The following is a 12,807-nucleotide window of genomic DNA, read 5'->3' as shown; positions in this document are numbered from 1 at the left end:
AGTGAAAGATTAAAAATCTAAGCAAGTTCGCAAGTGCCAATATGCTTATGAAACTGCACAAATTATTTAGGAAAACAGTCTGCGAAAGCTTGCCTGATCTAAATATTTAAAAACCTGATTATTAGTTCTGATTTCGCTCATTGTTTCATGCTCACCGCCATAAGCGTGGCCAGGATAGACCACTGTGCTTGGGGTTATACTGCCTAAACGCTCATGAATTGTGCGATACATTTCATCAACATTTCCGCCAGGCAGATCAACGCGGCCGCAGCCCTGCAGGAATAAAGTGTCACCAGAGAGCAGAGCATTTTTGATGCGAAAACAACATGAACCAGGAGTATGTCCCGGAGTATGAAGCAGTTCTATGGCGATATCGCCCACCATAATCACATCGCCAGAATCATGAGCGACGATATCGTTCTCAGATACATGAGTAACCGAAATGATGCCTTCTTTTTCCAAACGATGAGCATGAATTTTACAAGGATTTTTTGCCATCAATTGTGAAAGGCCTTCAATATTCATGCCAAAAATATGTCCACCAACATGGTCGGGATGATAGTGGGTAGCCAGTGCTCCGATAATTTTCATGTTGTCTTTATTGGCAAGAGCTAAAATGCCATCGATGTCCCATGCAGGATCAATAACAATACAAACATTTTTTTCACGATCACCGATCAGGTAGACGAAATTGCCCATGTGTTGAGCAGCGTCGTTGTTGAGGGCGAAATCTCGGCCAGACAATAGCTGGCGAAAATAAAGTTTTTCCATAATTTTTTACCGAAAAATATTAAGGATAGAGACGATCCAGTGTGCGGGCAAATGGAATGGTTTCTCTCACATGGTGAAGCCCACAAAGCCAAGCAACTGTGCGTTCAATACCAAGCCCGAAGCCTGCGTGCGGGACCGATCCGTAGCGTCTCAAATCCAAAAACCATTCGAAGTCTGCTTGATTGAGTTTGTGTCGTTCGATCTCCTTCATCAAAAGGTCGAGATTATCTTCACGTTGTCCGCCGCCAATAATTTCGCCATAACCTTCTGGTGCAAGAATATCCATGCATCGAGCTATGGAAGGATTTTGTTCATCCTTTTTCATATAGAAAGCTTTTACTGCAGCAGGAAAACCGTGGACTACAACAGGTTTTTCAAAGCGTTTAGTAAGCTCTGTTTCGTGTGGTGAGCCAAAATCCATACCCCATTGGATGTCGAGTAAGTTTTTAAGATCAGTATCTTGAGTTTGAGTTTGAATTTCGCGAATCATTTTTACAGCGTCGCAGTAGCTTAAACGAACAAAAGGTTTTTGAATTTTTTTAAGAGGAGCAATATCTCTTTCAAGTACTTCAGTCAGCTCATGCTCATGCTTATTGAGAACCTGCTCAACAATAAAACACAAGAAATCTTCAGCAAGGTTGATATCACCTTCCAAATCCATGTAAGCGGCTTCAGGCTCGACCATCCAAAATTCATTGAGATGGCGTCTGGTTTTACTTTTTTCTGCTCTAAAGGTTGGGCCAAAGCAGTAAGTTTTACCAAATGCCATAGCGGCTGCTTCTTGATAGAGCTGGCCTGATTGAGACAAAAACGCTTTGGAATCGTCAAACCATTTTGTTTCAAAGAGGGTAGATGTTCCTTCACAGGCATTGGGAGTAAAAATGGGGCTGTCCACCAATAAAAAACCATGACTGTCTAAATAATCTCGTGCAGCTTTGATGATGGTGGCTCTAATACGCAAGATAGCATGTTGACGGCGTGACCTAAGCCAAAGGTGACGGTGATCCATGAGAAAGGCATCACCGTGAGCTTTTTTGGCGATAGGGTAGTTATGGCTTTCTGCTACAAGTTTGACTTCATCGAGATGAAGCTCATAGCCGCAGTAGGGCGCCCTTGGTTCTTGTTTCACTACACCACTGACAATGATCGATGCTTCTTGGCCAAGTTTTTTGGCTTCTTCAAACATTTCTTCACTGACATCGGCTTTGGCTAGTATTCCTTGAATAAATCCAGAACCATCACGAATGTGCAAAAAAAGTAATTTTCCTGAACCGCGTTGGTTATAGAGCCAGCCCTTAAGAGTAACTCTTTGATCAGCATAGTTGGCGATTGTAGAAATTGTGACATGAGGTGGTTGCAAGTTTGTTTCAGTCATGGTGCTTTGTGTCCCTTTAAAAAAGTTTACGAAGCCTTGTTTAGCAAGTTGCATGAGTGCTCACAACTTAGTTGAAGCTTTTTCCTAAGCAATTATGAAAATATTTTTGTGCCAAATAAAGAGGTAGTGGAATGGGCCAGGTTCATGAAATTGAACATGTTTTTATGAATGGACATAGTAATTTAGAAATAATCTGTGGCCCGATGTTTTCCGGAAAAACAGAAGAGCTGATTAGGCGTATCAGAAGGGTGGAATATGCTCGCATGAACGCTATCGTTTTCAAGCCTGAGATCGATGCACGCTATTCTCGCGATTTAGTTGTCAGTCACTCCGAACAAAAAATTTCTTCTGTACCCGTGCCTAATGCTGCGCGCATTCGGGATTATTTGGGGGCAAACCAACAAAAAATTCATGTTGTTGGTTTAGATGAAGTTCAGTTTTTTGATGATGATGTGATTTATCTATGTGAGGATCTTGTAGCCATGGGGATTCGCGTTATTGCTGCAGGCCTGTGCGAAGATTATTTGGGGCGACCTTTTGGACCCATGCCCGATCTCTTGGCTCATGCAGATACTGTTTCTAAGCTGTGGGCGGTCTGCATGCGTTGCGGTGCTCCAGCCAGCAAAACTCAAAGAGTAGCTCGCAGTGGAACGAAAGTAGCCGATAATCAGGTGTTGGTAGGTGCAGATTCCTGCTATGAAGCTCGATGCCGTGCATGTCATGTCAAGGGTATTGTTGAGCTTATCGACGTCAATGATGCATAAAACAAGAGAAAAAACTCTCTAGCTTTATTTGACTTCTGTCTGTAATCTTAACGCGGATTTTAGGTATTTCCCATAATATCAAATTAGCAAGCTGGTCAGCTGATAAAAATAGTTCGGCAAGAAAATTTAATTATCCCTGGCCAATATTCGATGCTTCGATTGGTATGGCTTGGTAATTTTAATACATTTTTTGAGCACAGGTGTAAGACGATTCTGCGGCTTTCATTTGTGCTCCTTACTAATTTTGTATGAAAGATTTAATTTGAATTAAAAAATATTTTATAAATAATTTTATGGCATTATATGTGTGGTGATTTTTTGCGATTAAGGCTGAGAAATAATGTCTAAAATATTTTTCTTTTGTCTTTTCTTTATTTTTATTGTTGGTTGTCATCAAAATCTATTAGAAGAAGAATTTGATGGGAAATTTCTGCTTCATAACCGGCTTTTTTCCATTTTATCTGAGGGCTCCTATCATGATATAGCTGACGAATATCGAAAAAAAATAGAAACTCAGCTTTTATTGTCTGACTATCACAATGCTCCTCCTCGAGAAAATCCTTTCACCCTTATGGGAAGAGGAAAACTCAATTTTTCTGCTTATCACCGCTTTGAAACCTACAGCAAAGTAGAGCCTTCTTTAGTGAAATTATACAAGCAATGGCATAAAAAACAGCCTCAGACTTTGGGAAATGTTGTGTTGAATGATTACATCACTAACAAGCCTGTGCAATCGCCTGTTTCCAATGAATATATAGTTACAAGTTGGCTAGATGAAGCAGGTGTGGAACAGGTATATCAAACACTATTTGGAGAAAAATTAAATAAAAATCAAGGAGCTGGTCATAGGTTAATTGGAAATGTTGTAAGCATGCATGAGCTTTTTGCACACGAAATATATAAGCAGTTTATGTCAGCATATCGGTTGGAGAATAATGCTGATTTGTTTGGTATTTCATCTTTATATATCGATAGCCAGTTAAAGGTATTGGCGCAAAACAAGATAGATGAAGCAGCAAGTAAACTCAATCTTTCAAAATTATATCAAAGTGTTTATAATAATATATTATTTGCTATGGATATTATGCTCGATATAAATGCTTCGCCAGAACTTTATATATGGTTGAATGAGTTTGTTAATAATAATATTAAAATCCTTTTAGTTCATGAGCCATTTAATGATAAAAGTCTTAATGATTTTATTGCAGATTTGTATCCAAATTTTCAGGTAAATACAAGCTTTGCCAGTGGTGGAATGAATGCTCTTCAGCAAACGGTTAAAGAAATTAGTTTGGTAGATACCAGTGAGAGAGTTATTGTTAGCAAAGGCTCTTATTTTGAATTTATTTCACTTATTAAAACTTTAAATAAAAAAAATATAAACATATATAATAAAGAAGAGTTTATTAATAGTTTGGATAGCGATGCAAGACCAATCAACACGCTTTTGCTTGAATGCTACGATGCATACAGCCGCAAATCACTCGATCCTTTAGAGTGGGTTAAGCTTGCTCAAGAACGGCATATTCCTGTTTCACGCGTTGTGATTGATATTACTCATGAAGCTCATATAGCTTCTGCTCGCCTAAAAAAGATTGTCACAAGTTTGCAAAATAGCGGCATTCAAGTGGATATGCACAGAAGTGGCCATAAGTGGGATTTGATAGGAAACGATGATCGATCTTTGGGGCTTTTTATGCGATTTAATAATAAGGGTCCGTCGGACGAGCTCTCTAGAAAATACAATCCTCTGACATTCCAATATTATGTTCTAAGTCTAAAGGCTTTATATTTGAACCCTCAGCTAATTTTAACCGAGCTCTTTCAAAACACGCTTAATAAAAATGCTAATCAATGCCGTAAAATTTTAGATAAGCCCTTAAGGGGACTTAAAGAGGAAGATGTGCAATTTCTATTTTTACCAATAGATAGTATTGGCATTAGACACTATTTCGATACACCTTTTTATACTCGAGCAAGTTTTGCCTATTTGCTACCAGCATCGACCCCTTTTAGTGGTGAGAACAACAGAGTGATTTTTGGTGCATTGCCACAAAAAAGTAATTCAGATTTTTGTCATTCCTTAAAAATTTTTATTCAATCTAAAACTCGTCGCAATGAAGTTTTGAATGCTAATGTTACTGAACTTAAAAAAGTAACTAAAGAAAATTCAAGTTTTGCTTATGAAAGAGCAAAAAAAATAGAGGTGAAAATTAAAACCCTTGAAGAGAAAAAACAAAAAATAGTGAGCAAATATAGAGAAATGGTAGAGGTTATCGATTATGTAATCGAGCGCAGTAAGATTAGAAGAAATAACCTCATCGATTTATTGAATTAATCCGAGCCACTAGTTAGAGACTGCTTTGAAAATTTGTTAAAGTCGATATTTTTGCTTTGACACTTAAAAGTTATCTCACTTGGCTTGGTTCATAGCGGCACTGCATCTAACTTTTTGTCGCTCTGCTCGAATTTTTTGCTTTCGCTCATTGAGAAGCTTAGGCAAAAAATGGACGATCTTCGCTCCTAACTATTGGATGCTGCGCCACCAGGTGCCGAAAATACTTTCGAAGACCTGCAAAAAATTATTTTCAACAGTCTCTAACAGCAAGCACTGATTAATGAGAACAGTTGTTCTTGTTTCGCCATTGGCTTCAAGGAGATTTTGGTGTTTGTGTAGGGAGTTTGCTTTTTATAAGCTGCTACTTATAGAAATACTGCCTTTAGTTATTAAGGAGTTTTTATGGATGTGCAAAAGACAGAGAACAAGGGTGATCAAATCTATCGCTCGCTGAGTTATGAAAAATCTGAGCTAGAGCACTGTTATGGAAAAAATATTCATATTTTGACTGATCCTGTATCGTTGCTCCAGCTTGCTGATTTATGCCAAGCAAAGACCAGGCAGCCTGCGATCAACAATTTAGTCCGGGAACTTTATCAATTTTTGGTGCGCAATGTGGTGCGTATTGAATTTCCTATTGAAGAAGTTCATATAAAGACGCGAATGGCAGCTGTCAGTGAGTTTGGTATTTGGACAGGCCGCGTGATAAAAAAACAAACTAAAACAGTGACAGTAAATATTATGAGAGCAGGAGCTTTACCCAGCCAAGTGAGTTTTGATTTTTTTAATCGTATACTCGATCCTGATTTTGTTCGCCAGGATCATGTGGTGATGTCACGCATTACTGATGAAAAAGACCGTGTTACGGGGGCCCATATGGGTGGATCAAAAATCGGAGGAGATGTGGATAATTCAATGCTGCTTTTTCCCGATCCCATGGGAGCTACCGGGACCTCTATCTCAGAAATAATTTCTTTTTATAAAGAGAAAGTCGCAGGAAAACCTTTGGGAATATTTGCTCTTCATTTGATGGTGACTCCAGAATATTTGGCTCGTATGAAAAATGATCATCCTGATGTAAAGATCTACGCTCTCAGACTTGATAGGGGAGCTTCCAGCGCTGAAGTTTTGTCTACTAAGCCTGGATCTCGGTGGAAAGAAGAAAGCGGACTAAGTGATAAACACTATATCGTTCCCGGTGGTGGCGGCTTCGGTGAAATAATTAATAATTCATTTTGTTAGGAGAAACTGATGTCTATTTTTGGAAAAGACCGAGTCGAAGAGCTTATCAGCCAAGAGGAGATAAGCAAGAAAGTAAAAGAATTGGGAGAGAGTATCAAGGCTCATTACGAGGGAATGAAAGAGCCATTAGTGCTGGTAGGGGTATTAAAGGGTTCCATAATTTTTCTTGCCGATTTATGCCGTGCCATAGATATGCCGGTAGAACTAGATATGATGGGAGTGTCTTCTTATGGAGAAGCAACTCAATCTTCGGGAGAAGTAAGAATCACACAGGATCTCACGAGACCAATCAAAGATAAACATGTGCTGATCGTAGAGGACATTTTCGATACGGGATTAACCGTCAAATATTTGATAGAAAATTTAAAAGCACGTGAGCCTGCAAGTGTGAAAGTTTGCACTTTGCTAAAAAAAGAAAACCACAAACAGCTTAGTTGTGAACTCGATTTCGTAGGCTTTGTTATACCCGATAAATTTGTGGTAGGTTACGGACTTGATGTGGCTGAGCGCCTAAGAAATCTACCAATGATTGGAGTTTTTTATCCGCCTAGCTCGTCATTGTGAGTTTCTTTTTTGTGTCTTTGCGCTTTAAAGATTACCTTGAATAAAAGAATTGATTAAGGTGATTTTTTATGGCTGAGCTAGAAACTATTTCTCAGGTAATAGAGCGCTTACATAAAAGGGGTTACGCTCAAGATTTTAGAGCATTGGAAGCAAATTTTCATATAACGCCAGCAGGCTTAGATGTTGAGCCAGATCAGGTTGTTGTGGATGCTATTTATCGCTTTGAGGGTGAAACCAATCTTGATGATGAGGCGGTGATATTTGCATTGAGCTGCCCTCAACATAATTGCAAGGGAACCTACATTGTTGCTTTTGGTCCTATGATGGAACAGCGTGACAGTATAATGGTTCAGCGATTAAACAAGAAAAAAATGTCAAATAAATAAAAAAGGCAGCCTTGCTGCCTTGAGTGTTCGAATTCTAATGATGAACTGGCACAGGTATAGGTGTGAGTACTGGGTCAGGTATAGGCCATACCGGAAGAGTTACGTTTGGCACATCGTTGTAGGGTTTAATAAAATTTACAACGTAGTAGGGACGACGATGCTGCCAATAGCGGGTGACAATAATTTTAAAAGTATTTAATTCATCATGATCGCATACTTTATTGATGCCAACTAATTCGTATGTCAGTACTTCATCTTCGTTTTCAGAAATAATTTCGGTGGCATAGTCGAGTTCGACAGCCCTGTGCTCAAGATTCATTTCGGCAATATCATAGAGTCCGTTGAGAAGAGCTCCTATCAACCAAAAAGATTCTGCAGGCAGAGGAGAAGTGATTGAATGATTAGAATTAGTGAGGCTTACATATTTTTCTAGGCGGATCTGATAGTTACTTAAAACTCGTCCATCATGGAGCACATCCTGTCCTTCGATAAGGTAAATATAGCGATTTCCTTCCCAGGTTTTTGTTGCATGAGTTACGATTCTATCGGCGCCTGTTGCTGGTCGTGCCAAGTCAAGAGCGATATCTGGAGCAAGTTTAACAATTAACTCTGCTATTTCTATGCTTTCATCATTGAGCTCGCTCTGTTCTGCCAAAATATGTGCGGAAAATCCCGTGAAAAATAACACAATGAAACTGAATAGTTTTTTTGTCATATTTTCTCCCAAAAATAGTTTTTTTAATGATAACTGAGTGTTGATTGGGAATCTAATTTGATAGTGAAATCAAATAAATCGACTGATAATTATGAGCTTAGCGTAGTTATTGGAATAAAGATTCTAAGCTTTTTGCTGCTGAATAAATTTGTTGTGGACTTAATCTCCACGAGAAAAGAAACTTTGATGCGCTCGTGAGACTATCATGCGTCTGCTTGTTGTCACTTTGCTTAGCCTCTTGTTTTCGTTGTCTTTACTAGTGGCGATTCCTTATTCTGATTTCTCTACCTATGTTACAAGCAATAATCTCGATTATTCCGTTAATTTGAGCGCTTTCTTGCCTGAGGATCGTTTGCTGTTGAAAGAGATCCAAGAAGAGCTGCCATACTTGCATAGCTATGAGAATTTTTTGGATTATCTGGCAACGCGGCGCCCTCAACTTTTTAAACAGTCTGTCCTTATTCATGATAGCGGTAGTTTGCAGTATGCCGATCGCGAAAATCCGCGAGTCATACTTTTTGCCGATGGACTTATGCTGGGCTTTGCTGAGGATCCAAGGACCAAAGAACGGCAGGTGGAAATTATAGCTTTTGAGCGTGGCCATGGTTTTCAGTTTGCTGAATTGCGCTTTAGCGAAGGAGGTCCACGTTATAATGCTCAGCCAGAATCCTGTAAGAGCTGTCATGGCAGTCCAGGGAAACCGCTTTGGGAGCCATATGATTTTTGGCCAAATGCCTTTGGCAGTGCGATTGGCCGCTTTGGAAGCATTGCTGAAAAAGAAGCTTATGAACAGTTGCGCCAGAGTAGTTCAAAGACAGGAATCTATACACATTTACAGTGGCCGGCTCCAGCTACCGGCCACGAAATAAATATGCCAGGGATTGAAACTTTTACTCAATATGTGACGCAGCTCCAGATGTTCAACACTCTGCAGGTATGGAAAGAAAAGTATCCTATCTTCACTCGCCTCGCTCCCGCCTTGCTTGGCGTAGTTAATGGATGCGTGCTGAATGAAAGCGATGCCATCACCGCTCATAATTTGGCTGCGTATTTTCCCAGTACTTGGCGTGGTCATATAATCAGTGACTTTCCTGCATTTCATCAAAAGGTGAAGAATAAGCGCCAAAGCCTAAAAGCTTATCAAAGCAGGCGCTATAAGAATCTTTTTGGTGATAGTCGCACACTTTTCCATATCGATCATGAACGACTTTCTGGTGAAAGCTCTGGCATCGCAGCGATATTTTTCATACTTAAGCTTGCTGGCGTCGATACTCGTGATTTCTCGCTCAGTCAAGGTTTGAATCCTTTTCTTATATCGGTGCCTAATAACTATAAAACAGATTTTAATGCCAATATGGCACTGGTTGTTTTAAGTCTATTTCAGCATTTAAAACCTGATAGACAAGAAATCGCAGGTTATAGTTATCTGCGATTTGATTGTGATGCATTGCGTACAGAGAGCATAGCGCTACTTGCAGAGCAGGAAGTACCTGAGACAAGCATCGATGATTCTTTCCCTGCGCCCACCGTTTTTGGCGAGTGCATCATGTGTCATAGCAAAAATCCCAACAGTTCCGGTATCACTCCCATACCCTTCGATAGGACAAGTGCTTTGCGTTACTGGATGGAGGTTAATGGATACCGTGGTTTTAATGAAATAATCGATCGGATCAATCGATCGGGTTCAGGGCGCATGCCACCATATCGCTCATTAAATAAAGCAGAACGAAGGGCCTTTAATGGCAACTTAGAGAGCATATTGGGGGGGGGAAATCATTCATAAAATCTTTTTTCAGAGATCTCTTGAGGTTGTTTATTTGCTAGAAAATTTATGTAGGAAAACTGTTATGAGAAGCCTGCTTTGTGTTTTTTTATTTCTATTTTCTTGTTTGATATTTTGCACTAATTATCAATGCGATAACTGCAACTCCTGTGATTTCGTATGTGACATTCACGAAGGCGATTGCATCTGCAAAGAATGCGGTATGATAGTGGATAGGATTATCGTTCAGAGCGAGGATGAAAAAGAAAATTTTACTGATGATTAAGCTATAGTCGGTGAAAATTTAATTATAGAACAGAAGTTATTTCCTACTCATACATATTAAAAATAAAGTTATCAGCTCAAAAGATGACGAGCTGACACCAAGTCAGAATTGCTTATGCAGCTATCCAAAAAAATGGAAGCATACACAGATTTTAAAAGCTCGGTTAATTGAGGGGTTGATATAAGTTTCAGTTTTTTGCTCAGAGCTGTTTAAGTTGAGCTTTTTTACTTTTTTTCAAACATTTTTCTTATTTTATCTACTTTATGGGCCCACTGTTGTGGGTCTTTTTGATGGCAATGTTTGAAATAGCTCGCGGCATCTTGAAGGGCACGTGGTTTGCTTTGAGTAATAAAGTGAATAAGCGATTCAAGTTTTCGCCAGTAATCAATTTTTTCTAAAAGAGGATTGAGATAATCAGTCATAACGCAATAGTGAGTTTCTCGCTCTTTGGTAAAATGATGCAATCGGTGATGTTCCCTCGACTGCATAATGCCAGCCTTTTGTAAAAGCCAAATAATATAACTGGCATCCTTGATTTCTTTTGATGTTTGATGGGCCATTTGATGAATCCAGTTGGCCATAGCGGTAAATAAAAGAGAGTAAACGATACAATCAGGCACATCTAAATAAATGGCCGCAGCTAAAAAGGGAGCAACTGCCAGAGCCGATCCTTGAATGCTTTTAATAAAGGGAGTTTCAATAATTCGTCTCGGTTCCAAATGATGGAGGCGATTGTTACAAATTATTTCGTTTTTGGGCAGAAAATCATAAGTATCTTCAAGCCAGTGAAAATGAGCGGAAGTAAAGTCTGCAAGAAGGTATCCTGCAATCAAAGGAATCCACTCAAAAGACCAATCCATACAAAGAGTCACGCCAGTTGCAATCAAAAATATTCCGTCGATCAAATGTTTGGGAAACTGTTGGTAATACGATTTAAATTTGGGGGTGCCACTAATTGGTGAGTCTCTATCTACATCAAGCTGATGAAGGTCAATAATCTCTTGAGTCGCCGGCTCTTCTTCCATACGTTCATCAAATCCGTAGCTAAAAAAGCTAAACAAACAAAAAAAAATCATGACGAACGAGTTTCGAGCACAAAAAAATATATTCATTTTGCCTTCTATCTGATGGGTTGAGGGTGAAAATTAGGGCACTAGATAATTAGCCAATAAGCATGTGCAATAACAATATTTGCATCATGCCTTTGTTTTTATGTCTTAAACATTTTCTTTTGATGCAAGATTTCCCTGAGGCTAAAAAAATCAATAATTTTGTTTAGAAATTATTTGGTAAATAAAAATAGTTGATGAGTTAATTTTGAAGGGACCATCAAAAAAATTTACCAGATGATTTTTTCATGAGCTCATCGTTTTGTTGCGGTTCGTTCAAAAAACATCTAGTAAACTTTATGGATTGAAATTTTAATAATCTGTTCATAAGAGTGGAAAAAATTATTCGTAACCGGCCATTTCTGTGAATCCCTGGCCTTCAATTTTATTTCCTTGATAAGAGCCCTCTATTGAACATGAACCTTCCCAATAAATCGGAGTGATTTGAGCTGGTACTTTAAATTTTTGATCAGCAAAGCGCGCTTTTATATTGAAATCAATGGCGAAAGGTTCTGGTACTTTGATTGCCCACTGAGTGGGGTAATAAACCTCATGATCCTTTATAGAATCTATTGCAGTGATATCGATGAGCTCATCTGGGATAGAAGTAATAGTGCTTTGATTATCTATGATAAAGCCAGTTGTTTTTACGATCTCTTTGCTTTTTGTGTCGCGTATGTGAAAGATCATGAAATCGTTGCCATCATCGAGACGTATGCTAAACCAGTCCCATCCCATTTGAGTGGGGTTAGCTGCATCTGCATCGCCCCACTGGTGATCCATCCATGTTATTCCTGCAACGTGGTAAGTTTTGGCCTTTCCATTTTCTTCAAGAGTGGTCAATGTGCCAGAAGTGAGCATACGTGTGCGGCTGTAGTAAGCTAATTTTCCAGCTACACCATAATCAACGATTCCTTGATCACCAAAAAGAGCAACAGGTTTTATTGCATCGAGTTGTAGATCAACAGCATAATCGGAGTTTCCTGCCTTGATGTTATCGTGACCATCAAGGCCACTGATTTCCCATTTTTCCAGACCTCTTCGAAAGACAAATTTAAATCCTTCATCGGCAGGAGCAGGAGGTCTACGAGATGCAAGCGGATTAAGTCTCTCAAAGGGAATATGCTTTTTATTATCTAAATCGATCAATGCAAAGTGCCCAACATAGCCTGAAATTGGCCTCAGTGGAGAGCCGCGAAACACTGTCATTTCAAAAGCAAATTTTCTTGTAAGACCATTTTCATCAAGCGCATTTAAGTGGCCAGTATAATACCACCATTCGATATTGTAATCGTGAGTGGCTTCATCATTAGGTAAAATGACACGAGATAAGTCTTTAGAAAAAACATGGCAAGAAAAAAACAGCAGTACTCCAAACAACAACGAAATATTTTTCACACAAACCTCAGTTAAGAAATAATCTAAAAATTATATTATAAATTACTGGTGTAGTTAAAAATATTTTTACATTTAAGAGCTGTTTTTAGTGCAAAGT

General features: G+C 39.0%; 12 protein-coding genes. 7 read left to right on the top strand and 5 right to left on the bottom strand.

The genetic code is table 11. The annotated features are described in order from the left end of the window. Nucleotides 1–66 precede the first annotated feature (66 nt). Together H6731_03480 and asnS are read right to left on the bottom strand one after the other, a co-directional pair. Nucleotides 67–774 carry an MBL fold metallo-hydrolase gene (locus H6731_03480; protein USN51932.1) on the bottom strand — a complete coding sequence of 236 codons (708 nt, stop codon included), beginning with the start codon at nt 772–774 and terminating at the stop codon, nt 67–69. A gap of 16 nt (nt 775–790) precedes the next feature. Continuing rightward, nucleotides 791–2,146 (bottom strand): asparagine--tRNA ligase, encoded by a 1,356-nt coding sequence (gene asnS / locus H6731_03475; GenBank protein USN51480.1) that lies wholly within the window; start codon nt 2,144–2,146, stop codon nt 791–793. Nucleotides 2,147–2,310: 164 nt separating this feature from the next. On the opposite strand from asnS, the gene H6731_03470 reads away from it, so the two are divergent. The 5 genes from H6731_03470 (at nt 2,311) to H6731_03450 (ending at nt 7,440) form a co-directional block, all read left to right on the top strand. Next, nucleotides 2,311–2,910 carry a thymidine kinase gene (locus tag H6731_03470; protein USN51931.1) on the top strand — a complete coding sequence of 200 codons (600 nt, stop codon included), beginning with the start codon at nt 2,311–2,313 and terminating at the stop codon, nt 2,908–2,910. Nucleotides 2,911–3,250: 340 nt separating this feature from the next. Beyond that, the gene (locus tag H6731_03465) at nt 3,251–5,248 is read left to right on the top strand and encodes a hypothetical protein (protein USN51479.1); all 1,998 of its coding nucleotides are present in this window, start codon (nt 3,251–3,253) and stop codon (nt 5,246–5,248) included. 402 nt (nt 5,249–5,650) lie between these two features. After that, nucleotides 5,651–6,490, top strand: coding sequence for a uracil phosphoribosyltransferase (locus H6731_03460; protein USN51478.1), 840 nt, complete (start codon nt 5,651–5,653; stop codon nt 6,488–6,490). 9 nt (nt 6,491–6,499) lie between these two features. Continuing rightward, nucleotides 6,500–7,054, top strand: coding sequence for a hypoxanthine phosphoribosyltransferase (gene hpt, locus H6731_03455; GenBank protein ID USN51477.1), 555 nt, complete (start codon nt 6,500–6,502; stop codon nt 7,052–7,054). Nucleotides 7,055–7,122: 68 nt separating this feature from the next. Further along, entirely contained in the window at nt 7,123–7,440 is a 318-nt protein-coding gene (locus tag H6731_03450; protein USN51476.1) for a hypothetical protein, read from the top strand. Between the two features lie 34 nt (nt 7,441–7,474). Here H6731_03450 and H6731_03445 read toward each other — a convergent pair whose 3' ends face one another. Continuing rightward, nucleotides 7,475–8,155 carry a hypothetical protein gene (locus H6731_03445; protein ID USN51475.1) on the bottom strand — a complete coding sequence of 227 codons (681 nt, stop codon included), beginning with the start codon at nt 8,153–8,155 and terminating at the stop codon, nt 7,475–7,477. Between the two features lie 205 nt (nt 8,156–8,360). Here H6731_03445 and H6731_03440 point away from each other — a divergent pair, with 205 nt between their 5' ends. Beyond that, the gene (locus tag H6731_03440; GenBank protein ID USN51474.1) at nt 8,361–9,938 is read left to right on the top strand and encodes a hypothetical protein; all 1,578 of its coding nucleotides are present in this window, start codon (nt 8,361–8,363) and stop codon (nt 9,936–9,938) included. 64 nt (nt 9,939–10,002) lie between these two features. Then, nucleotides 10,003–10,203 (top strand): hypothetical protein, encoded by a 201-nt coding sequence (locus tag H6731_03435; GenBank protein ID USN51473.1) that lies wholly within the window; start codon nt 10,003–10,005, stop codon nt 10,201–10,203. 224 nt (nt 10,204–10,427) lie between these two features. Here H6731_03435 and H6731_03430 read toward each other — a convergent pair whose 3' ends face one another. Beyond that, nucleotides 10,428–11,315 carry a hypothetical protein gene (locus H6731_03430; GenBank protein ID USN51472.1) on the bottom strand — a complete coding sequence of 296 codons (888 nt, stop codon included), beginning with the start codon at nt 11,313–11,315 and terminating at the stop codon, nt 10,428–10,430. 339 nt (nt 11,316–11,654) lie between these two features. After that, nucleotides 11,655–12,710, bottom strand: a complete 1,056-nt coding sequence (locus H6731_03425; protein ID USN51471.1) for a hypothetical protein — start codon at nt 12,708–12,710, stop codon at nt 11,655–11,657. Nucleotides 12,711–12,807: the final 97 nt, after the last annotated feature.

The organism is Myxococcales bacterium (assembly GCA_023898405.1).
Taxonomy (GTDB): domain Bacteria; phylum Myxococcota; class UBA727; order UBA727; family JABDBI01.
Note: the sequence above shows the minus strand (reverse complement) of the source record. Positions and strands in the feature narration are given on the sequence as shown.

Coding starts and splice junctions, on each gene's coding strand:
- asnS (USN51480.1), bottom strand. CDS start 2,146: ATGACTGAAACAAACTTGCAACCACCTCATGTCACAATTTCTACAATC.
- H6731_03470 (USN51931.1), top strand. CDS start 2,311: ATGAATGGACATAGTAATTTAGAAATAATCTGTGGCCCGATGTTTTCC.
- H6731_03465 (USN51479.1), top strand. CDS start 3,251: ATGTCTAAAATATTTTTCTTTTGTCTTTTCTTTATTTTTATTGTTGGT.
- H6731_03460 (USN51478.1), top strand. CDS start 5,651: ATGGATGTGCAAAAGACAGAGAACAAGGGTGATCAAATCTATCGCTCG.
- hpt (USN51477.1), top strand. CDS start 6,500: ATGTCTATTTTTGGAAAAGACCGAGTCGAAGAGCTTATCAGCCAAGAG.
- H6731_03450 (USN51476.1), top strand. CDS start 7,123: ATGGCTGAGCTAGAAACTATTTCTCAGGTAATAGAGCGCTTACATAAA.
- H6731_03445 (USN51475.1), bottom strand. CDS start 8,155: ATGACAAAAAAACTATTCAGTTTCATTGTGTTATTTTTCACGGGATTT.
- H6731_03440 (USN51474.1), top strand. CDS start 8,361: ATGCGTCTGCTTGTTGTCACTTTGCTTAGCCTCTTGTTTTCGTTGTCT.
- H6731_03435 (USN51473.1), top strand. CDS start 10,003: ATGAGAAGCCTGCTTTGTGTTTTTTTATTTCTATTTTCTTGTTTGATA.
- H6731_03430 (USN51472.1), bottom strand. CDS start 11,315: ATGAATATATTTTTTTGTGCTCGAAACTCGTTCGTCATGATTTTTTTT.